Here is a 21,131-nt window from a genome sequence, read left to right on the forward strand (position 1 = left end):
AACAAAAACGGCAAAACTCGCGTTGCCGGGCGGCGCGGATTATACCGAAAACGCAGCCTGAAAACTACAGCGGGCTACAAACTGCCGCCGAGCTTTTCAGGCTGCCTGCCGCCGGCTGCGATCGAGATTTTTCAGGCTGCCTGAAAGGTTGGGCAAAACAAAAAAGCAGCCTGAAAACCGCCGCAAAGGGTTTTCAGGCTGCCTGTAAAAGTTTTATTTGGCGCTGGGCTGGATAATCACGCTGACGCGGCGGCCGCTTTTGGTGCCTGCCGCTTTGCCGCCGAGCACAGTATAGACTTCGCTTTTGGTGTTGTAGGTGATGACTTCGCCCTGGGCGACATCGCCGCCGCGCTGGACTTTGGCGTTGCCGGACAGGCGGATCATATTGCTGGCGGACGAATATTCGGCGCGGTTGCCCTGGCCTTCGACATAGCCTTTGTTTTCCAGCTGCTGGCCGAATTTGACCGGGCTGCCTTCGGCCTGCAGGGTTTGGTTGCCCTGTTTGTCGCGGGTCAGGCGCACGCGCTCGGCGCGCATATTGATGCTGCCTTGTTTGATGATGACGTTACCGCTGAACACGGTAACTTGGTTTTTCTGGTCGAGCGAGCCGCTGTCGGCGTCGATGGAAATCGGCTGTTTGCGGTCGCTCTCGAGCGCGTGGGCGCTGAAGCTGAGCGCCAGCAGGAGCAGGGCGGCAGGCAGGAATTTAGCGTTGCGAGTCGGTGTCATAAATCAGGGCTTTCACTTTGGCGGGCAGATCGAGCCGCCCTTGTTTGTGGTCGTAGCGCATGCCGTGGGCGCTGCCGCTGGAGCGGCCGTAGCGGTAGTTAACGGCTTGGTCGGTGTAGGCGGTTTGGGCGCGGGTATCGACGGTAAGCGAGGCGGTGCTGACTTGGGCGGCAGGGCGCTCGCCGTCGGCCGGTTTGTCGAGCAGCACTTCACGGTCGAACAATACCTGGCGGGTTTCGGTGTCGTAACGCGCCTGCGCGCTGCGTACTTGGTATTGCTGGCGGCCGTTTTGGTAAAGGTGCAGCTCGGGGCTTTGGAAATGGACGTAGCGTTTTTCCGGCAACTGCCAGGCGCGCTCGGCGCTGAGGCTCTCGCCAAGGCTGCCGTCTTCGGCAAAGCGCACGCCGCGCATCTGCGTCATCAGGTATTGCGGCTCGTCGGCTTTAAGCTTTACTTCTTCCAGCTTCACTTCGCTGATACGGCCGAGCCAGGCGCTCAGGCCGCCGAGTATCAGCGCCAGCATCAGCGGAAACATCAGATTGCGCAGGCGGCTCATTGCAGGTACCTGTCTAAGGCAGCCTGAAAGCTGCCCTGAGCGTACATAATCAGATCGCACAATTCGCGCACGGCACCGTTGCCGCCGGCAGCGGCGGTGGTGTAGGCGGCGCGTTTGCGCACTTCGGCGTGGGCGTTGGGCACCGCCACCGGCAGGCCGCAGCGGATCATTACCGGCAGGTCGATCACATCGTCGCCGATATAGGCGCATTGCGCTTCGCTCAGGCCGGTTTCGGCCAGAAGCGCCTGATAAACGGCTTTTTTGTCGCTGCTGCCTTTGCGGTAAAAACCGATGCCCAGCTGCGCGGCGCGCGCATCGACGGCGGCATCGCTGCGGGCGGTGATGATGGCGGTTTGCACGCCGCTCTCCTGCAGCATTTTGATGCCGTGGCCATCGAGCGTGTTGAAGGCTTTACTCATGCGGCCGTCGGCGTCAAACAGCAGCTTGGCGTCGGTCAGCACGCCGTCCACATCCATAATCAGCAGGCGGATGCGTTCGGCGCGTTCGATAAGCGGGCGGGGCAAGTGGGAAAACATGGTTTCAGGCTGCCTGAAAAACGGGGTTTATTCGCCGGCGGCATCGTTGCCGTCGGCAGGCTTGTCTTCGGCTTCTTCGCGTTCGGGGAAAACGAATGAAGCGACAATGCCCAGCGCCAACACCACAATCACCACCAGCAGCGAAGCATTGGGCGAAATCTCGTAGCCGACGCCGAAAATATGCTCGGAAGCGGCCAGGCCGAGTTTGGCGGCGATAAAGAACAGCAGCACGATCACCGCTTTTTCCAGATGCACCAGATAGCCTTTGAGCGCTTCGAGCACGAAATACATGGTACGCAGACCGAGAATGGCGAACATCATCGCGCTGTACACAATCAGCGGCTCTTTAGATACCGCAATCACCGCCGGCACGCTGTCAAAGGCAAACATCACGTCGGAAATCTCAATCACCGCTAGGCACAGAAACAGCGGCGTGGCCACCCAGGCGCCTTTTTTCATCTGGTGCGGATGGCTTTTTTCGGGATGTTTGACATCTTCGCCGGCCAATTCCAGATGCACGTCGGGATGGGCGGAGCGGGCTTCTTCCAGCTCTTTGGTATTCAGGAAGAAGTTGTGGCCGAACAGGCGCGGCCATACCGGAAAGAAGCGGTGCACCCAGCGGTAGGCCAGGTGGTCGGAGTAGTCTTCGTTTTCTTCTTCATCGTCGCCGGCTTTGAGCATCATCACCGCCGTCCAGCCGACAATCAGCGCAAACACCAGTTCGACATACGGCCCCAGCGCCAGCAGGCCGGTGCCGATGGCCACGAACACCATGCGGAACACAATCGCGCCGATAATGCCCCAGTAGAGCACGCGGTGGCGGTAGCCTTCCGGTACTTTGAACCAGGCGAAAATCGCCATCATCACAAACAGATTGTCCACCGACAGCACTTTTTCCAGCGCATAGCCGGTGATAAACAGGCTGGCGGTTTCGCTGCCGTGGTGAACCCACAGATAGCCGCCGAAGGCCAGCGACACCAATACCCAAAACACCGACCACAGCGAAGCGCTTTTGAGCGACATCGGCTGGTCGTTTTTATGGGCGAAAAGGTCGATGGCAATCGCGCCGACCGAGAGCAGGACAAATACGGCAACGGTTTCCAGCGGGAAGCCTAAATGGTTCATGTGCTTTTCCTTTGTGTGGAGTGTGGTGGTTGCGGAAAAAAGGCGGGGCAAAAGGCCGCCATTCTAATCTATTTTCGCGCTTTGGCGCAGGGCTTTTTCAGGCTGCTTTGCTGCGTTCAGGCAGCCTGAAAAGCGGTATTCAGCCGTCGGCCAGGCGGTATTTTTTCGACAGCCGGCGCGCGCGGCGGAACCATGCCTGCGCCACGGCGGCGGCCGGACTGCCGGCAGCGGCGTAATTGAGGCGGATATAGTCGTCGATCAAGGCTTTCAGGCTGCTTTCGAGCCGGTTTTGCCGTGCCAGCTCGCGGCGCAATTCCTGCGGGCCGACGGCGGCAAGCTCGGGATAGTCGGCGCCGAGCAGGCGGTATTTGAGCAGGGCGAAACCGTCGCGCAGCGGATCGGCATCCTGCCGGCGCGAGCGGCGCCACCACAGCCATACCGGCAGCAGCACCGGCAGCGCGCCCAGCGCCAGCAGCGCCAGGATGCTGAACACACCGACGCGGCCGAGGCCGAGCGAGGCAAACAGGCTTTTCTGGCGGTTGTCGTCGTAATTGACCACCCACTGCTGCCAGTAAAAACGGCTGCGGTCGAGCCAGGCGCTCCAGCGGCCGGTGTTGGCAATCATGCCTTCGGCTTCGCCGCTGGGCAGGGCGGCGGCCACGCCCTGTTCGATGCGGTCGGCGGAAACAGCGGCGGTGGGATCGTAACGCCGCCAGGCCTGGCGCTCGGGCAGCCATACTTCCGCCCAGGCATGGGCGTCTTTACTGCGCACCTGCCAGAAGCCGCCTTCGGCATCGTATTCGCCGCCCTGATAGCCGGTAACCACGCGGGCGGGAATGCCGGCGGCGCGCATCAGGCTGACAAAGGCATCGGCATAGTGTTCGCAAAAGCCGCGGCGGTGCTCGAACAAAAAGCGGTCGGTGGCATCGGCATCGGGCATCTGCGGCGGCTGCAGGGTGTAGGCAAAACGCTCGCGATGGAAATATTCGAGCACGCTTTGGGCGTAACGCTCGACGCTGCCGTTGCTGGCGGCAGCCAGCTTGCGGGCAAGGGCGACGGTGCGCGGATTGCTGGCGGCCGACGGCAGGCGGCGGTAGAAATCGGCTTCGCCGCGGGTCAGCCGCTGGTAGAGCAGGCTGTCGGGCAGCGCTTCAAGGCGCACACGGCGCACGCCGCTGTTTTCCGGCACGCGCAACACATTGCCCAATTCGCGGTTGAAACCGCGCTTTTCAAAGGGCGGCGGATAGTCGAGGGCGGGTAACATGCCGCGCTCGTCGGCAACAATCATCTGATAGCCGATGCGTTTGCCTTCCTGCGGCACGGCGTCATCCGCCACGTCCCGCACCGCCTGCCAGGCACCGTTTTCATAGGCGGACAGGGTCAGCACGCGCCAATAGAGCTGCTGGCGCTGCGGCATATAGCCCTGATCGAAAGTGGCGGTGAACGCCGGTTCGTTGCTTTGCACCAGATCGCTGATGCTGCCGGGCTTCATGCGGTCGGAAAGGCCGGTAACCGCCTTGTTTTGCGGGTTGGGCATCTGCCACAGCGGCGATTCGCGCCGCGGCATGGCAACAAACAGCAGCAGCATCAGCGGCAGCGCCAGCAGAAAGCCGGTCAGGCTCTGGCGCAAAGCCGGCCGCCACGGCATTTCGTTCAACAACGCCAGCACCAACGCCATCACCACCAGACACAGCAGCATCCACAAACCGGCCGCCGGCCCCTGGTCGAACAGCACCGAACCGGCGGTGAGAAACAGCATCGCCAGCACCAGCACCTGCCAGTCGCGCCGGCTTTTGCCTTCGTAAGACTTCAGCAGCGCCACCAGCAGCAAAAAAGCGATGCCGCCCTGCAGGCCGATAATGCTGCCCAGCAGCTTCCACACTGCGGCGACGATGGCGCCCAGCAGCGGCAGCAGCAGGCGGTTGTCCACCGCGCGCACGCCGGCCAGCAGCAGCGCCACCCGCACCGCCAGCAGCAGGCCGAACAGCACGCCCACGCTTAAGGGCAGTTGCAGCAGCAGCGGCAGCGACACCACCGATAAAGCGCCCAGCGCCAGCAGCAGCGTACTGAGCGCGGGTTGGGTTTCGAGGAAGGCGGGGCGGATGCCCGGTAGATGGTAGCTGTTCATTGTCGGATAAGCGGGAAAAAGGCAGCCTGAAAAGCGGCAGGCGGGGTTTTCAGGCTGCTTTTGGGGTTAAACGGCGCGCAAAACACTTTTCAGGCTGCCTGCTGTTACGCTTTCAGGCAGCCTGAAAACCTTAAAAGGTTTTGTTGAACTGAAGATAGGCATTGGCCTTTTGGTGGCCGTAGAAAGGATGGTTGCTGCGGGTTTTCTGCCACACCGCCACCAGCTTGGGCGTGATGCCCCACAGGTGGATGCGGCGGTTCCACAGCGCCAGGCTGCCGGAGTATTCCATGTCTTTGCGGATCACGTTGGTGATATCCACGCCGTCGTAGCGGCGCTCGCCGACGCTGCCGGTAAGCGAAGTGGAAAAGCCTTTGCCCCATTCGCGCGTCCAGCCCACACGCAGGCCGCGGCGGAAGTAGGCATCGCTGTCGTCTTGTGCGGTTTTGCGGCTGACGTCGACGCCGGCCATCCAATATTGGCGCGCGTTCTGCACAAAGAGCCAGGTAGCCGAGGCATTGACATGGTAGCCTTCAAGGTATTTGCGCCGGTCGTAGAGCTCTTTGCCCCACTCGGCGGCAGTCTGAAACTGCGTGCGCGGTGTAAGCCAGCGCGACCATTCGAGCCGCAGGCCGGTTTCGCGACCATATGGCTTGGTGCCGTACCAGCGGCGCTCGACATAGGGCAGGATGGCGGTTTCGGTGCGGGCGGTGCGGTACACGCCGCCAACGGTGGCGCGCAGGTTCAAATCATCGTATTTGTGGTTGTCCCAATAGCTTTTGCCGTAAACATCGACGGCGGTGCGCAGCGAATAGCGGCCTTTGAGATTCCAGTCGCGCGAGGCGCCGGCCTGATAGGAAATGCCCTGCGCGCGCTCGGGCTCGGGCAGCGTCCATACGCCGTTGCCGTGCCGTACCTGGCGGCGGCTGGGGGTGTTGTTGATGTTGTTGTCGCGGGTATAGTTCATGCCGCCGTAAACCGACCAGCCGCCGCGCTTGTCGATGGCTTCGATGTATTGGTCGCACAGGCTGCGGATATTGTCCGGCAGCTCCGGCTCGCTGCGCAGGCGGACAAACTGGTCGCGTGCCGCTTCGCTTTGGCGGTCTTCAAACAGCGATTGCGCCAGCGCCAGCCGCACAATCGACATCTCCGGCTTGCGCGCGAGCGCTTCGCGGTAGAGCCGCACCGCTTCGCCGTAACGGCCGTCGGCACGCGCCACCATCGCGCGGGACAAAATCAGCAGCAGCTCGGCATCGGCGCCGCGGCGGTACTGCTCCGGCAGCTGCAGATAAATCGGCAGCAGCACTTTCACCGCTTCAACATTGTTAAACAGCACCGACGAAAACAGCGCCCGCTCCAAAAGTTCAGGCTGCTTGAGCAGCTCTTCGGGGCTGATATTGAGCGTATCGCCGCCCTGCGCCGCCGGCTGCGGCGCGCTTGCGGGCGTTTGGTCGGGATTGGTCGGCTTCGTCATATCGAAGCGGGTTTCCGGTTCGTCGGTTTTAACGACATCATCGGCCAAAAGCGGCGGCGTCAGCAGCATCAGGCTGCAAAGCAAAAGGGTTGGGCGTTTCATATTCGGCCAATCGAAATCGGGTAGGGCGCCGTTTTCAGACAGCCTGAAAGCAGGCGGCGGCAAACTCGGGCGCTTTAGCCGGCGGCCACTTCAAAGCGGGTTTGCACTTGGCCGGCCAAATCCAATTCCAGCACATCGCCCGCCACCAGCGCGCCGACGCCTTCGGGCGTGCCGGTAAACACCAGATCGCCTTCGTTCAAACCATAATCGCGCGCCAGCGTGCACAGAATCTCTTCCAGCGGAAAAATCATGTTTTTCAGGCTGCCCTGCTGCTGCAGGCGGCCGTTCAAATGCAGGCTGAAACCGTGTTCGCGCACTTCATCCAGCGCGTCGGCCGCCACAAATTCCGATACGCAGGCGGCGTGTTTGAAGCCTTTGGCGCGCGTCCACGGCAGCCCTTTTTCCTGCGCCTGCCGCTGCCAGCCGCGCTCGGTCAGATCCAGCCCGACTGCCAGCCCCGCCACCACATCCAGCGCGGTTTGCGGCGTCAGTTCGTCTGCCGCACGGCCGATCAGCAGCACCAATTCGGTTTCGTAATGGACATTGTGCGCATCCGCCGGCAGCATCAGCTTGGCCGGCCCCTGCAGCAGGCTGCTGTTGGGCTTGAGAAACACCAGCGGCGCGGCGGGTTTTTCATTGCCCAGCTCGCTGATGTGGGCGGCGTAATTGCGGCCGATGCAGAAAATATTGTTGGCGCGGACGCTGCGTCCGCCAAGCGATACGGAAGTCATAATATTTGGGGAAATCGGAGAAACAGAATGTTCAGACGACAATGCGGCGTGATTCTGACAAGCATCCGCAAAAGCCGCGGATTGTAGCGGAAAAGCAGGGGATTGTCTGTTTGCCCCTTTCAGGCTGCCGCCAAACGAAAGCAGCCTGAAAAAGGCAAAATGCTTTCAGGCTGCCTGAATGTTACGGGGCAACAGCCTTATCAACACAACGGCTGTTCAGTAACCGAACCAGCGCCTAATCCGACCGAACCAACCGCTTTTCAGGCTGCTTTCCGTATACGCTATGCTTTGCAGCTCGGGATTGAGTTCGACCCATTCCAGCGCCAGGCGGCAGATGCGGTCGTAAACGGTATGATCACTGCTGCGCGCGGCGGCGGCCTGATTTAAGCGGGAGAATTCCGCAAAGTCCGGCAGGCGGCGGCCGCCGGCGAGCAGTTGTTCGAGACGCTCGAGCATACGGGCGCAGCCTGCGCTGTCCCAGTTGGCGCCGTCGTGGAGATAAACCGATTCCCACACCCGGCCGCTTAAGCGCAAAACTTCGCCCTGCAGGGTTGGCGCATAGCCGCTGGCCGGCACCAGCGCCTGCCACAGCAGCTTAAAGCGCACGTGCCAGTCTTGGTGGTCGCTGCCGGCAAAAGCATGGATGCTCGCGGGCAGATGGTTGTCTCGGTTCATAGGGAGTCTCGCTTATCGGGTAGCGAGTTTAACAGAAATTAAACCAAATTAAAGAAATTTGCCCCAAAAGCGGAAAATTTAACCTTAAAAAAGCAGCCTGAATCTGCCGAAACGGCTTTCAGGCTGCCTTTTGTGGTGGGGTGGCGCAGGCATGTACGGGGCTTTTGAGAGATTGGAAACCGCGTGCGTGGCAGAACCACACAGACTACGCATACAGACTACGCTTGCTACGCATGACCCACGCTACGCTTGCTCGCACCCTGCAGACTGCGGCTTGCTGCCTTGTATCTTTCTTATTTTATTTCACTATATCTTTTCACTATAAAATCCCGCGCAAACGAATGCCAGCCTCAGGAGAATCACATGAACTTCACCGAATACCGCCAACTCCCCCAGCCCGAAGCCGCGCAAGCCTATTTGCGGCAAATCGAATGGCGCGCAGGCCGGCACCTTGCCGAACTGTTGGAGCAACACCGCTTTCAGACGGCCTACGGACTTCGTTTTCAGGCAGCCTGCATTTGGGTTTTGATAAAGTGCAGGCTGCTTTTTCATATTGCCGACATGTGTTCCAATGCCTCCGCGAAATAATCCGCCACTGCCCTTACGCTGGGGCTGCGGCGCACGTCTTCGTGCATCACCAGCAAGAGTTCCTCCGAGAATTCGGGCGGCGGGGCATCCGGATTGAATGAGACGGGATGCAGCCTGTCGGCGGGGAAAACGGCGAAATCAGGCAGGATGCCGATGCCGATTTGTTCGCACACGGCTTGTTTGACGGCGGCGAAATCGTTGCTGGCGAAGGAAATGTCTGCATCTTCGCCGATTTGTTCGGCAAACCAGCGGGAAAAGCGGGTGTTTACGGCAATCTGCACGAAACGCCAGTCTTTGCGGCGGGTGGTTTCCAGGTAGCCCTCATCGCCGTAGATGCGGTAGGAAAAATGGGCGATGCGGCGCACGGTAAGGTCGTTTTGGGTGGGGCGGACGAGGCGCAGGGCGATGTCGGCTTGGCGGCCGTGCAGGTCGGCGAGTGCGGCATCGCTTTGGATGATAAGGCGTATATCGTTGTGTTTTCTGTAGAAATCGGTAATGTGGGGCATCAGCAGGAGTCGGGCGACGAATGGCGGTGCGGAAATGACGACGCTGTGCCGCAGTTCGGCCTGTTCGCGCGCGGTACGCTGCAACATGCTCATATCTTTGCAGATTTCGCAGGCATGGCGGTAAAGCCGTTCTCCTTCGGGGGTGAGTAGGTAGCGTTTGCCGATGCGGTCGAACAGGCGCAGGCCGAGGGCGTTTTCCAGCTGGGTGATTTGCCGCGAGACGGTGCTGTGCTGCACGCCCAAGTGTTCGGCGGCAGCGGTAAGGGTTTGTTTTTCCACGAGGGCGGTGAAGTGGCGGATGCCGTTCCAGTCCCAATCCATTATTGCTTCCTTTGTGCATTTTTTAGCTGCGTTTGCCAATTTATATTATTTTCGTGTTTTTATAAACGGTATAAACTGTGCAATATGGATTTTTTGATGGGAACGAGATGAAAAAACTGCCGAAAAAATACGCGGGCGTGCTGTTTTCTTTTTACGCTTCGAATGTTGCGTGAAAATCCTTTAAAATAAATTTTGCTTCTTAAACTCTTGTTTTTTTTGAATTTCAGACTGCTGAATACAGCCAAAAGTTCCTCTGGAAACCAGCCTTTGTTTACCAACCTTGCAGACAGGAGACACATATGTCCGACAAACCCATTCTCTACGTTGTAACCAGCAATGCCGTTAAAGGCGCAAGCGGTCAACCCACCGGCTTTTGGTTGTCCGAACTCACGCACCCCATGCATGAAACCGAAGCCGCTGGGCACCGAAGCGAAATCGCCGCCATCCGAGCCGGAGTCGCCCCCGTTGATGCCGATAGCCTGAATATGGATGACCCCGTGAACGCCCATTACTGGCAGCAAACTGACCTGCAACAACGCTTGCAAGCTGTGCCCGGGCTGGATGACCTGAACGGCGCGGACTATTCCGCCATTCTGTTTACCGGCGGCTACGGTACGATGTGGGATTTCCGCGAAAACCTTGATGCGCAACGCCTTATCCGTGAAGTGTATGAAAACGGCGGTATCGTTGCCGCCGTCTGCCACGGCCCTGCTGCGCTGGTGGACGCGAAACTTTCTAATGGCGAATATCTGGTTAGCGGCAAAAACGTTGCTGCTTTCACTAACGCCGAAGAAGAAGCAACGGGCGGAGCTAAAATCGTCCCCTTCCTGCTGGAAACCCAGCTCGTTGAACACGGCGCAAAACACCATGCCGCGCCGAACTGGGCGGAAAACGTGGTGGTGGACGGCCGTCTGATTACCGGTCAAAACCCTGCATCCGCCAAAGGCGTAGGGGTGGCGTTGGCCAAGGCATTGGGTTGATGAAGTATTGAAAAAGCAGCTTGCACTTGGAAAATTCAAAGTGCAGGCTGCTTTATATTGGGGGCTGACGTAGATTGGCCCTAAATTCCACACCAATCCCGCAGGATTTTAAGCTGTTGGGACGGTGTGCCGAAGTTAAATCGAAATTCGCATTCTTTCAAGAACAGTGGGAAAGATTTGCGGTCAGTCCCGTTGTATTTGCGCAAGACGCGTTTTGCCTGATTCCAAAAATTCTCAATGCCGTTATGTGTAGAAAACAACGCGGTTATTTTCTACAAATTAAGCAGCCTGAAAACGCTGTTTAGCTGTTTCAGGCCGCCTGAATGTTAGTCTTCGTTATCGGAATATTGGCTGGGGTCATACGGCTTAAATTTGATTTCGCCACCATCCTCGTTCTCGTCTTCATCCTCGTCTTCAAAATTCCCCAGCACGCCCGATTCAAACAGCCAAGTAATCGCCTCGCCCAGCGTTGCGCCCAAATCGTAGATTTTTTCCTCCTCGCGCGGCAACACATAATAGCGACCTTCAAACCAAATAATCTCGTCGCCATCCAAAGTATCCGCCACCGCGATAGATTGCAACACCTGCTCTTTGGTGAGCACGTCCGCGCCCTCGTCCCAAAACCAATATCGCGTGATGCGTTCCAGCCATTCAGGCCGCTCCTTCATAATTTGCTCAGGCAGATAAACGCGCAGATACACGCCCAAATCGCCCTCCCCGTAGCGGGTAACGTATTCGCGGTAATCGGCTTCAAACTGGGTGTTCAACGCCGCTTCGCATTGCGCAATATCCTCGGCAGTTGCCAAAAACAAATCGGTTTTGCCTGTTTGGTCATTGGGGATGATGGGGTAATTTGCGATGCTCATGGATATTCCTTTGTATAAAGTGGATAAAAATCGGATTGTGGTGTAGAAAATAACCACTTTTCCTGCCGCACCGCGACCACGTCTGCCTTTACGCCGTCCGCCGAAATAGCTTTCGTCCAACTCGACGGGGCCCTCAAAAACCTCATCGGCAGCCAAGGCCAAATGATGGCTGATAACCATACGGATTTTGCGGTAGAACAGAATGGCGGAGTTGGGCTGAATGCCCAAAATATCGGCAGCGGAACGGGCGGTAACTTGGAGCACAAAAAATTCAAGCAGTTTCTTTTGAATTCTCTTGCTTAATTTACAATTGGTTATCTTCATTTTCATAGCCTAGCATAACTGCTAATCTACGTCAGCCCCAAAAAGTTTATTTTCCATTTAATCCTCCAAAAAATCCATAAAAATTAATCACTCTGCCCCAAACAACAACCCTTCCTTAATCCCCCGAATCCTATCCCGCAACACCGCCGCCTCTTCAAACTGCAAATCTCGCGCCGCCTGTTGCATGGCTTTTTCGAGTTTGGCGATTTCTTTAATCGCGTCTTCTTCGTTGTGGATTTCGCCGACTTTGACTTTGTTTTTGCCTTGTCTACGACCTTTGCCGCTGTCTTCTTCGTGGTACACGCCGTCGATGATGTCTTTAACCTGTTTTTTAATCTGCTGCGGCACGATGCCGTGTTCTTCGTTGAATTTCATCTGTTTTTCGCGGCGGCGTTCGGTTTCGTCGATGGCGGCTTTCATGGAATCGGTGATTTTGTCGGCGTACAGGATGGCGACGCCGTTCACGTTGCGCGCGGCGCGGCCTATGGTTTGAATCAGGCTGCGGTGTGAGCGCAGGAAGCCTTCTTTGTCGGCGTCGAGGATGGCGACGAGGGAGACTTCGGGGATGTCGAGACCTTCGCGCAAGAGGTTGATGCCGACGAGTACGTCAAACAGCCCGAGCCGCAAATCTCTAATGATTTCAACGCGCTCGACGGTGTCGATGTCGCTGTGCAGGTAGCGCACTTTGATGCCGAGTTCGCTGTAATAGTCGGTGAGTTGCTCCGCCATGCGTTTGGTGAGGGTGGTAACGAGCACGCGTTCGCCTTTTTGGATGCGCTCGTTGATTTCGCTCATTAAGTCATCGACTTGAGTGGCGACTGGGCGGATGATGATTTGGGGGTCGACCAGCCCTGTGGGGCGGACGACTTGTTCGACCACTTGTCCGGCGTGTTCTTCTTCGTATTTGGCGGGGGTGGCGGAAACGAAAATGGTTTGCGGCATGACTTTTTCAAATTCGTGGAATTTGAGCGGGCGGTTGTCGCGGGCGGAAGGCAGGCGGAAGCCGTAATCTACAAGGTTTTGCTTGCGCGATGCGTCGCCTTTGTACATGCCGCCGATTTGGGTAACGGTAACGTGGCTTTCGTCGATGAACATGATGGCGTTGTCGGGCAGGTAGTCCATCAGCGTGGGCGGCGGTTCGCCTTCTTTTTTGCCGGAGAAGTGGCGGGAGTAGTTTTCGATGCCTTTGCAGAAGCCCATTTCGTAGAGCATTTCGAGGTCGAAGCGGGTGCGTTGTTCGATGCGTTGTTGTTCGACGGGGCGTTGTTCGCGGGCGAAAAATTCGATGCGTTCGCGCAATTCGTCTTTGATGCTCTCGCAGGCGCGCAAGACGGTGTCGCGCGGGGTAACGTAGTGGCTGGACGGGAAGACGGTGTAGCGACCGACGCGTTGGTGCAGGCTGCCTGAAAGCGGGTCGAACATATCGAGGCGGTCAATTTCGTCGTCGAACAGGCTGATGCGCAAGGCGTTTTCGGAGCTTTCGGCGGGGTACACGTCAATCACGTCACCACGCACGCGGAAGCTGCCGCGTTTGAAATCCAAATCACCGCGTTCGTACTGCATGGAAACGAGCGTGGCGATGATGTCGCGCTGCTCGATAGTGTCGCCTTCTTTGACGGACAACACCATTTGTTGATACTCGGTCGGGTCGCCGATACCGTAAATGGCGGACACGGTGGCGACAATAATCACGTCGTCGCGCGTCATCAGGTTTTTGGTGGCGGAAAGGCGCATCTGCTCGATGTGTTCGTTAATCGCGCTGTCTTTTTCGATGAACAAATCGCGGCTGGGCACATAGGCTTCGGGCTGGTAGTAATCGTAGTAGGAGACGAAATATTCGACGGCGTTTTCAGGGAAAAACTCGCGCATCTCGGCATAAAGCTGGGCGGCCAGGGTTTTGTTGTGCGCCATGATGATGGCGGGGCGGCCGCTTTGGGCGATGACGTTTGCCATGGTGTAGGTTTTTCCCGAACCGGTTACGCCGAGCAGGGTTTGGTAGGAAAGGCCGTCTGAAAGCCCTTCGAGCAGGCCGGCAATGGCGGTGGGCTGGTCGCCTGCGGGCGGGAAGGGCTGGTGGAGTTTGAAGGGGGAGTTTTCGTATTGGATGACTTGCATTTTTTCAGGCTGCCTGAACGCGGGAAAACGGCGGATTATAGCGCAGACGGATAGGGCTTTTACGGCAGCCTGAAAGCGGACGGCTGCTTTTTCAGGCTGCTTGCCGGGCAAAAGCAGCCTGAAACTTTGGCGCCAGATGGGCGGCGGGCAAGGTTGGCAAAGCGGATTTCTGTTGCGCCGAAAAGATAAGAAAAAGAGCAAAAAGCAGCCTGAAAAAGTTTTCAGGCTGCTTTTTGCCGTGCTGATGTGCCCTTACTGCTCCGTAGTTTGCGGCAGACGCAGGAAGTGTTCGCGGTAGTAGCGCAGCTCTTCGATGCTCTCCAAAATGTCGTCCAGCGCCTTGTGGGCGCCTTTTTTGGCAAAGCCTTTGTAAACCGGCGGATTCCAACGGCGCGCCAGCTCTTTGAGCGTGGAAACGTCGAGATTGCGGTAGTGGAAATGCGCTTCCAATTCGGGCATATAGCGCGCCATAAAGCGGCGGTCTTGGTGGATGGTGTTGCCGCACATCGGGCTAGCGTTGGCCGGTATCCATTGGCGGATAAATTCCAGCAGTTTTTGCTCGACTTCGCGCTCATCCAGCTTGGACTGGCGTACGCGCTCGGTAAGGCCGGTGCGGGCGTGGGTGGCGGTGCACCAGGCATCCATGCCGTTTAGGATTTCGTCGCTCTGATGCACGGCATACACTTCCGACTGCGCCAGCACGTTCAGATCTTTATCGGTGATGATCATCGCCACTTCGATGATTTTGTCGTTGTCGGGATTCAGGCCGGTCATTTCCATATCCAGCCAGCACAGATTGTTTTGGTCTTGCATATCGGGTTCGTTTCGGGGAAAAAGGGCGCGATTATAGCGGCAGCGGCTGGGGATTCAAAGGCAGCCTGAAAAGCGGGAAACGGCTTTCAGGCTGCCTTTGGGGTTTAGAACAGCCCCGTAATATTGCCGTCTGCATCCACATCAATCTTCTCGGCCGAGGGCACTTTGGGCAGGCCGGGCATTTTCATGATGCTGCCGCATACGGCGACGATAAAGCCGGCGCCGGCCGACAGGGTGAGGCTGCGTACGGTAATGGTGAAGCCGCTCGGGCAGCCCAAGAGTTTGGGATTGTCGCTAAATGAGTATTGCGTTTTGGCGACGCACACCGGCAGTTTGTCTAGGCCGAGTTTTTCCAGCGAGGCGATTTCGGCGCGGGCTTCGGCGCTGAATTCGACGTCGGCGGCGCCGTAGATTTTGGTGGCGATGGCGCGGAGTTTGTCGGGGATGCTGTCGTTGGTGTCGTAGGCGAAGGCGAAACGGTTGGGCTGGCTGTCGATGGCGGTGACGACTTTGCGCGCCAGGTCTTCGCCACCCGCGCCGCCGTGCGCCCACACTTCGGTGAGGGCGACTTCGGCGCCGCGTTCGGCGCAGGCAGCCTGAATCAGGGCGAGTTCGGCGTCGGTGTCGGACACGAAGCGGTTGATGGCGACGACCACGGGCAGGCCGAAGACGGTTTTAAGGTTGGCGATGTGTTTGAGCAGGTTGGGCAGGCCTTTTTCCAGCGCGGCAAGGTTTTCCGCGCCCAGCTCTTCTTTGGCGACGCCGCCGTTGTATTTGAGCGCGCGCACGGTAGCGACGACGACTGCGGCGTCGGGTTTGAGACCGGAGAGACGGCATTTGATGTCGCAGAATTTTTCCGCGCCCAAATCGGCGCCGAAGCCGGCTTCGGTAACAGCGTAGTCGGCCAGATGCAGGGCAAGGCGGGTAGCGGTTACCGAGTTGCAGCCGTGGGCGATGTTGGCGAAGGGGCCGCCGTGGACGAAGGCGGGCGTGCCGCCGATGGTTTGCACCAGATTGGGTTTGAGCGCGTCTTTGAGCAAGGCGGCCATTGCGCCTTGGGCGTTGAGGTCGCGGGCGAAAACGGGGCTGCCGTCTTTGGCGTAGGCGACGAGCATATTGCCCAGCCGCTCTTTCAAATCGGCCAGGTCGCGGGCCAGGCAGAACACGGCCATCACTTCGCTGGCGACGGTGATGTCGAAGCCGTCGGGGCGCAGCACGCCGTCGGTGGGCTTGCCGTTGCCGCTGACGATGTTGCGCAGCTGGCGGTCGTTCATATCGATGGCGCGGCGCCACAGCACGCGTTTGGGGTCGATATTGAGCGCGTTGCCTTGGTAGATGTGGTTGTCGATCATGGCGGCCAACAGGTTGTTGGCGGCGCCGATGGCATGGAAATCGCCGGTAAAGTGCAGGTTGATGTCTTCCATCGGCAGCATTTGCGCGTAACCGCCGCCGGCCGCGCCGCCTTTGATGCCGAACACGGGGCCGAGCGAGGGTTCGCGGATGGCGACGGCGGCTTGTTTGCCGATGCGGTTGAGCGCGTCGGCCAGGCCGATGGTGACGGTGGTTTTGCCTTCGCCGGCGGGTGTGGGGTTGATGGCGGTAACCAGAATCAGGCGGCCGTTTTTATTGGGCAGCCTGAACGCGTCGGCGGGGTTGATTTTGGCTTTGTAACGGCCGTATGGCTCAAGCTGCTCTTCGCCGATGCCAAGTTTGGCGGCAATGTGGCGGATGGGCTGGATGTCCGCTTCGCGGGCGATTTGGGCATCGGTTTTGAAGCTCATGGGGTATCTCCTGTGCGGCGGCCTGAAAAGCAGCCTGAAAAAGGGAATGGTGGGTTTTCAGGCTGCCTTGGGCGGAAAAGGGAAAAAGGCAGCCTGAAAATAGCAGGCGGGGTGCTGCTTAGAATGCGTAATTAAAGCCGCGCTCCATCTCAATCCATACCGGTTTGCCCTGCAAACGCGCAGGTTCAAATTGTGGTTGGCGTTCTATAGCGCGTACGGAGGCGCGATCTAGGCGGTGGTAGCCGGAAGAGCGGGTAACACGCGCGCCGTATGTTTTGCCGTCGCTGCCGACAACAAAACGCACGCGCACCATGCCTTGTTCGTTTTCTTCTATCGAAACCGGCGGGTAGGGCGGCGGCGGCAGGGGCACTTTACTAATACCGCTGATATCCAAATCCCGTTTTTGCTGGGCACCCACGACAAAAAATGCTTCCTGAACCGCCGTGCCTGCCACATTGCGGCATGAGGGCCGGTAATCGGGGGCGGTACCGTTGCTGCATTCTTGGATGGGCTGGATTTTTTTCGTCAAGGCCAAAGCAGCTGCCTGTTTGGCAACGGTGCGGTCGACATGCTGCAGGCGTACGCGCGTTACCTTGCCTTGTTCATCCACATCCAGCAGAAAAACCGCCCGGCCGGTTTGCGGAAAATTCTGGCTGTTTACGGCAGCAGCGGCAATCAGCGGCGGCAGTTTTGTACTTGCCGCCGTATCCGGCGCAGCATGAACGCTAAAAGCTGCCAGCAGCAGGGCAGCGGGAAAAATACGGGAAAAAGTCATGGTTTTCTCACAGTCAAAAAAAGCGTACGAGCAAAATCAAAACCAGCAGCACACTAATGCCCAGTCAGCTTAATTTTGTCCAGTTGCGGATGGTTTCGGCAGAGTCTTCCTGATCGAAATCAAACAGCCATGAAAGACAGCGGCCTTCGAGAAATTCGGCGCCGCCCCATGAAACAATCCATTTGCAAATCAGGCTGTAAACTGCGTAGGCAACTAGGATTTTCGTGATGGTATTGCCACCGAGAATGCCGATGACCCTATTGATTTTAAGCATACCGGCTCCTGTTATCGGAAATCGGAATAAACAAAAGGCAGCCTGAAAAACATTTTTTGCGTTTTCAGGCTGCCTGTCTGCTTTAGCCGCGCTCCTGCGAAGTGGCGTTCATATCCGGATGCAGCACCAGCAGCGGGTCGATGCGGCCGATGGCTTTTTCATCCTTGTTCGGGTAGTCGAGCACGCTCAGGAAGTGGCGGATGCAGTTGAGACGGGCGCGTTTTTTGTCGTCGGATTTGATGATGACCCACGGCGCGTCTTTGGTGTGGGTATGGAAGAACATGGCGTTTTTCGCTTCGGTGTAGTCGTCCCAGCGATCAAGCGACTGCACATCTACCGGCGAGAGCTTCCAATGCTTGAGCGGATCGGAATAGCGGGAGACGAAGCGGCGCAGCTGCTCTTCGCGCGATACGGAAAACCAGAATTTGAAAAGGTGGATTCCGCTGGCCACCAGCATGCGTTCGAACTCGGGGGTTTGGCGCATAAACAGCAGGTACTCCTGCGGGGTGCAGAAGCCCATTACGCGCTCGACGCCGGCTCTGTTGTACCAGGAGCGGTCGAAAAACACCATTTCGCCGGCGGTGGGCAGGTTTTGGACGTAACGCTGGAAATACCATTGGCCGCGCTCGGTTTCGGTGGGTTTTTCCAATGCCACCACGCGGGCGCCGCGCGGGTTGAGGTGTTCCATAAAACGCTTGATGGTGCCGCCCTTGCCGGCGGCGTCGCGGCCTTCAAACAGGCTGACGATGCGCTGGCCGCTTTCTTTAACCCAACTTTGCACTTTCAAGAGTTCGACTTGCAGTTTTTTCTTTTCGCGTTCGTATTCGCGCCGCCCCATGCGGGTTTTGTAAGGGTAGTCCTCAGGCAGCGGGGCGGTGCTGCTGTCTTCGCTGCTGACGCGGCCTTCGTATTTGACGACGGCTTCTTCAAAGATTTTGAGGCTTTCGCGCTGCTCGCCCAATTCGATTTTTTCAAACGGCTGGGGTTGGTGGTCGCTCATGGAAGTGTCCTTTCTGTTGTTAAGCGTGGGTAAAAAGGGGCGGTTGTTTCCTGATGTGCGTACGTTTGTTTTTCTGCCGCGAAAGGCGTTTTTCATGCCGTTCATACTAACATGATTTAACCCTTTCAAACAGTTTTCAGGCAGCCTGAAAACCGCTGCAGGCCACGCGCGCAACAGGCGGCTTGCCAAATCTGCCTGCCGTCTTATATAGTGACGCAAACGGCAATTCCGCCGTTTCGGCAGCCGCCGCTGCCGCAACTTGAAGAAGGAATCTCAACATGAGACACAATTCGTCCAAACGTGATTTTGAAAGCCAGAAAGAAGCGCTGATGCGCGAAATCCAAAGCGTTCTGGAACAGGCCGAAACCCTGTACGACAACACCGTGGAGCGCGGCGCGGAAGAAACCCAGGCACTGCGCCAGAAACTCCAGCGCCAGTTCGAGCAGGCCAAAGGCAAACTGGCCGATTTTGAAGAACGCGCGGCAGACCAAGTGAAATACCGCGTGAAACAGGCCGACGAATACATCAACGACAAACCCTATTACGCCATGGGTTTTGCCGCGCTGGTCGGCCTGGTGGTGGGCATTTTGCTCAACCGCCGCTAAAGAGCGGCTCCGTGGCAGCCTGAAACCGCAAGTGATGATGAAAAAGACGGTTTCAGGCTGCTTTTCCCCGTTTTCAGGCAGCCTGAAAAAACCAAACCAGACACGTCATGAATCTCAAACAGGAAATCCGCCACGCCAAAAACCAGCTGGGGCAGGGCGCCGAACTGCTGCTGCTGCGCCTGCGCCTGCTGCGGCTGGATGCCGAAGGCCAGTTGGGCGGCGCGCTGAAAATCGCCGCCCTGATTGCCGCCGCCGCGGTGCTCGCCTTTATCGCCCTGGCCGTGGCGCTGCTGCTGCTTTACCTGCTGCTGCCGCCGCATTGGCGGGTGCCGGTGTTTGCCGCCGTTGCCGCGGCGCTGCTGCTGGCGGTTTACCTGCTGCTGCGGCAGATTCCCGCCATCTGGCGTTTTCACAGCGGCCGCGTCGGCGAAACGCTGGCCGATCTGCAGGAAGACATCGCTCGCCTGCGCCGCGCCGCCGGCAGCAAGCCGCCGCCGGCCGAACCAACACAGGAGACGGAAAATGAATGAGCATCCGCGCCCGACCCGCGAGCAGGAACGCGAACTCTTGCAGCTGCAATGCCGGCTCGCCCGTCTCAAACTGCAAACCGAAAGCCGCCTGCACCGCCGCCGCCAAGCGCAGGAAAACCGCAAACACCACGCCCTGCCGCAACTGCTCGAACTGGGCAACCGCCTGCTGCAGCAACGCGGCCTGCTGAAACTGGCGCTGCTGCCGTCCAAATGGAAATACCGCCTGCTGCTGGGCGGTGTGCTGCTGGCTTTGTTCGGCAGCGACAGCAAAGAAGAAAACCGCTGAAGGTTTATGTAGATCAAAACGCCGCGTTTCAGGCTGCCTGAAACGCGGCGTTTTTTAGCGGTTTATCCGTATCGGCGGGTGGCCGTGTCGGAAACTATGGGCGGCCGGCGCTGGTTTTGCTTTTCGGCATATAGGACAAAAAAGGTGCTAAAAATCGCTGCAAGCCTTATGCTGCAAGGCTTTAAGCGGGGTCAAAACCTTTGAACACAAAAAATGCTTTTTCTGCGGCTCAAAACAGGTCAAAAAGAACGGCAGACAAAACGGCAAGCAGCGCTACAAATGCCATGATTGTGGCAGGCAGTTTGACGGCGGCAGACGGATAAACCCACAAGCCCTATGGCAAGCCTACACCGCAGGCAACAAACTGCCGCACAGCTTGCCGCCGCCTGCGGATGCAGCCGCCAAACCATCCTGCGCCATCTCAAAAAAGCCGCGCCCAAAGCACAGTTTGCCGCACCCCAATGCGCCAACGTCGTGATGGATACCACCTACTTCGGGCGCCGTTTCGGCATCATGGTTTTGTTCGACAGCATCAGCGGCAAAGCGCTTTCTGTTACCGAAGTCAAAAACGAAACCAACGCCCTTTACGCCGAAGCCATCGGCAGTCTGAAAGCCAAAGGCATTGAAATACAAAGCATCGTTTGCGACGGCCGTAAAGGTCTGCCGCAGTTATTCCCCGATATTCCCGTGCAACTATGCCATTTCCACCAAGTCAAAACCGTCGGCCGCTACCTGACGCGCAACCCACAAACGGCTGCGGGGCAAGAGCTGTGGCACTTGGCACTGACATTAAAAAGCAGCCGCAGAGCCGACTTTGAAAGAAGCCTGAAAGCATGGTTCGAACAGCACAAAGACTTCTTCAACGAACGCACAAAGAACCCCGAAACGGGCAAATCCCACTACACCCACCCAAGACTACGCAGCGCCTATTTCAGCCTGAAACGGAACATGGGCAACCTGTTTGTGTTTGAAGAGCATCCCGATCTGAACATCCCAAACACCACCAATCTGCTTGATGGTGCATTTGCCGGGTTAAAGCGGCATTTGGCGTGTCATCACGGCATGCGGATGGCAAATAAGGTTCGCTTTATTAAAGATTATTTCTCTATCTCTAGTGATGAGTAGCACCTTTTTTGTCCTATAGCAGACTGGTTCTCGAAAATAGCACCTTTTTTGTCCCTATATGCCTGCTTTTCAGGCTGCTTTGGGCGTTTGGCTCGCAAAGGCAGCCTGAAAACGTTTGGCGCAAGATTGTTACTGCTTGGGCAAACGATAAAGCCGGCCTGTCGTTAACTGACAGGCCGGCTCGCGTTT

At 57.7% G+C, this 21,131-nt stretch carries 23 protein-coding genes and 3 pseudogenes; 8 read left to right on the top strand and 18 right to left on the bottom strand.

All coding sequences use genetic code 11. The features are described 5' to 3' along the window. Window positions 1-213 precede the first annotated feature (213 nt). The 8 genes from lptA to OP500_RS03705 all read right to left on the bottom strand — a co-directional run bounded on the left by lptA (window position 214) and on the right by OP500_RS03705 (window position 8,053). Window positions 214-729, bottom strand: a complete 516-nt coding sequence (gene lptA, locus OP500_RS03670; RefSeq protein ID WP_274070206.1) for a lipopolysaccharide transport periplasmic protein LptA — start codon at window positions 727-729, stop codon at window positions 214-216. Continuing rightward, on the bottom strand, window positions 707-1,285 hold the full coding sequence (gene lptC, locus OP500_RS03675; RefSeq protein WP_274070207.1) for an LPS export ABC transporter periplasmic protein LptC: 579 nt from the start codon (window positions 1,283-1,285) through the stop codon (window positions 707-709). The genes lptA and lptC overlap by 23 nt, the downstream gene beginning before the upstream one ends. Then, window positions 1,282-1,821, bottom strand: coding sequence for a KdsC family phosphatase (locus tag OP500_RS03680; RefSeq protein ID WP_274070208.1), 540 nt, complete (start codon window positions 1,819-1,821; stop codon window positions 1,282-1,284). Before OP500_RS03680 ends, lptC begins: the two co-directional genes overlap by 4 nt. Before the next feature lie 27 nt (window positions 1,822-1,848). Then, on the bottom strand, window positions 1,849-2,946 hold the full coding sequence (locus tag OP500_RS03685) for a TerC/Alx family metal homeostasis membrane protein (protein ID WP_238746190.1): 1,098 nt from the start codon (window positions 2,944-2,946) through the stop codon (window positions 1,849-1,851). A gap of 139 nt (window positions 2,947-3,085) precedes the next feature. Next, window positions 3,086-5,074 (bottom strand): transglutaminase family protein, encoded by a 1,989-nt coding sequence (locus OP500_RS03690; RefSeq protein ID WP_274070209.1) that lies wholly within the window; start codon window positions 5,072-5,074, stop codon window positions 3,086-3,088. A 130-nt stretch (window positions 5,075-5,204) separates the two neighbouring features. Then, window positions 5,205-6,647, bottom strand: coding sequence for a surface lipoprotein assembly modifier (locus tag OP500_RS03695; protein ID WP_238746186.1), 1,443 nt, complete (start codon window positions 6,645-6,647; stop codon window positions 5,205-5,207). A 74-nt stretch (window positions 6,648-6,721) separates the two neighbouring features. Beyond that, on the bottom strand, window positions 6,722-7,378 hold the full coding sequence (locus OP500_RS03700) for a fumarylacetoacetate hydrolase family protein (RefSeq protein ID WP_274070210.1): 657 nt from the start codon (window positions 7,376-7,378) through the stop codon (window positions 6,722-6,724). 216 nt (window positions 7,379-7,594) lie between these two features. After that, window positions 7,595-8,053, bottom strand: a complete 459-nt coding sequence (locus OP500_RS03705; RefSeq protein ID WP_274070211.1) for a hypothetical protein — start codon at window positions 8,051-8,053, stop codon at window positions 7,595-7,597. Window positions 8,054-8,416: 363 nt separating this feature from the next. Between OP500_RS03705 and OP500_RS03710 the strand changes: the two genes are divergently transcribed. Then, entirely contained in the window at window positions 8,417-8,641 is a 225-nt protein-coding gene (locus tag OP500_RS03710) for a hypothetical protein (protein ID WP_274070212.1), read from the top strand. Here the strand turns inward: OP500_RS03710 and OP500_RS03715 are convergent. Continuing rightward, a complete protein-coding gene (locus OP500_RS03715; protein ID WP_274070213.1) occupies window positions 8,602-9,468 on the bottom strand; it encodes a LysR family transcriptional regulator in 867 nt (288 codons plus the stop codon). The genes OP500_RS03710 and OP500_RS03715 overlap by 40 nt on opposite strands. Before the next feature lie 299 nt (window positions 9,469-9,767). Here OP500_RS03715 and OP500_RS03720 point away from each other — a divergent pair, with 299 nt between their 5' ends. Beyond that, on the top strand, window positions 9,768-10,448 hold the full coding sequence (locus OP500_RS03720) for a type 1 glutamine amidotransferase domain-containing protein (protein WP_238746177.1): 681 nt from the start codon (window positions 9,768-9,770) through the stop codon (window positions 10,446-10,448). A gap of 80 nt (window positions 10,449-10,528) precedes the next feature. Here OP500_RS03720 and OP500_RS03725 read toward each other — a convergent pair. The 7 genes and pseudogenes from OP500_RS03725 to OP500_RS03750 form a co-directional block, all read right to left on the bottom strand. Beyond that, window positions 10,529-10,693 (bottom strand): annotated as a pseudogene (locus OP500_RS03725) (IS1595 family transposase); the annotation flags it as partial. Between the two features lie 81 nt (window positions 10,694-10,774). Further along, complete coding sequence (locus OP500_RS11240; protein WP_337992791.1) at window positions 10,775-11,314, bottom strand: SMI1/KNR4 family protein; 540 nt, start codon at window positions 11,312-11,314, stop codon at window positions 10,775-10,777. Between the two features lie 45 nt (window positions 11,315-11,359). Next, window positions 11,360-11,638 (bottom strand): annotated as a pseudogene (locus tag OP500_RS03730) (IS1595 family transposase); the annotation flags it as partial. Window positions 11,639-11,725: 87 nt separating this feature from the next. Continuing rightward, a complete protein-coding gene (uvrB, locus tag OP500_RS03735) occupies window positions 11,726-13,753 on the bottom strand; it encodes an excinuclease ABC subunit UvrB (protein ID WP_238746173.1) in 2,028 nt (675 codons plus the stop codon). A gap of 252 nt (window positions 13,754-14,005) precedes the next feature. Next, a complete protein-coding gene (gene orn, locus OP500_RS03740) occupies window positions 14,006-14,566 on the bottom strand; it encodes an oligoribonuclease (RefSeq protein WP_238746171.1) in 561 nt (186 codons plus the stop codon). A 104-nt stretch (window positions 14,567-14,670) separates the two neighbouring features. Continuing rightward, complete coding sequence (locus OP500_RS03745) at window positions 14,671-16,347, bottom strand: formate--tetrahydrofolate ligase (RefSeq protein ID WP_274070214.1); 1,677 nt, start codon at window positions 16,345-16,347, stop codon at window positions 14,671-14,673. Window positions 16,348-16,465: 118 nt separating this feature from the next. Further along, the gene (locus tag OP500_RS03750) at window positions 16,466-16,765 is read right to left on the bottom strand and encodes an energy transducer TonB (RefSeq protein ID WP_274070215.1); all 300 of its coding nucleotides are present in this window, start codon (window positions 16,763-16,765) and stop codon (window positions 16,466-16,468) included. A gap of 84 nt (window positions 16,766-16,849) precedes the next feature. On the opposite strand from OP500_RS03750, the gene OP500_RS03755 reads away from it, so the two are divergent. After that, window positions 16,850-17,179: a hypothetical protein gene (locus OP500_RS03755; protein ID WP_274070216.1), complete on the top strand. Its 330-nt coding sequence runs from the start codon at window positions 16,850-16,852 to the stop codon at window positions 17,177-17,179. A gap of 7 nt (window positions 17,180-17,186) precedes the next feature. Here the strand turns inward: OP500_RS03755 and OP500_RS03760 are convergent, their stop codons facing one another. Continuing rightward, complete coding sequence (locus OP500_RS03760; protein WP_274070217.1) at window positions 17,187-17,396, bottom strand: hypothetical protein; 210 nt, start codon at window positions 17,394-17,396, stop codon at window positions 17,187-17,189. 82 nt (window positions 17,397-17,478) lie between these two features. Beyond that, a complete protein-coding gene (gene ppk2, locus OP500_RS03765; protein ID WP_274070218.1) occupies window positions 17,479-18,396 on the bottom strand; it encodes a polyphosphate kinase 2 in 918 nt (305 codons plus the stop codon). A gap of 278 nt (window positions 18,397-18,674) precedes the next feature. On the opposite strand from ppk2, the gene OP500_RS03770 reads away from it, so the two are divergent. The 5 genes and pseudogenes from OP500_RS03770 (at window position 18,675) to OP500_RS03785 (ending at window position 20,942) form a co-directional block, all read left to right on the top strand. Next, window positions 18,675-19,001 (top strand): DUF883 family protein, encoded by a 327-nt coding sequence (locus OP500_RS03770; protein ID WP_274070219.1) that lies wholly within the window; start codon window positions 18,675-18,677, stop codon window positions 18,999-19,001. 107 nt (window positions 19,002-19,108) lie between these two features. Next, on the top strand, window positions 19,109-19,531 hold the full coding sequence (locus OP500_RS03775; protein ID WP_274070220.1) for a phage holin family protein: 423 nt from the start codon (window positions 19,109-19,111) through the stop codon (window positions 19,529-19,531). After that, window positions 19,524-19,817, top strand: coding sequence for a hypothetical protein (locus OP500_RS03780; RefSeq protein WP_238746162.1), 294 nt, complete (start codon window positions 19,524-19,526; stop codon window positions 19,815-19,817). The genes OP500_RS03775 and OP500_RS03780 overlap by 8 nt, the downstream gene beginning before the upstream one ends. A gap of 157 nt (window positions 19,818-19,974) precedes the next feature. Then, window positions 19,975-20,109, top strand: a pseudogene (locus OP500_RS11260) (IS1/IS1595 family N-terminal zinc-binding domain-containing protein); the annotation flags it as partial. A gap of 44 nt (window positions 20,110-20,153) precedes the next feature. After that, on the top strand, window positions 20,154-20,942 hold the full coding sequence (locus OP500_RS03785; RefSeq protein WP_443135139.1) for an IS256 family transposase, variant Zn-binding type: 789 nt from the start codon (window positions 20,154-20,156) through the stop codon (window positions 20,940-20,942). Window positions 20,943-21,131 lie beyond the last annotated feature (189 nt).

Origin of the sequence: Kingella sp. SNUBH-2017 (assembly GCF_028680565.1) — a bacterium.
GTDB classification, from domain to species: Bacteria; Pseudomonadota; Gammaproteobacteria; order Burkholderiales; family Neisseriaceae; genus Kingella_D; species Kingella_D pumchi.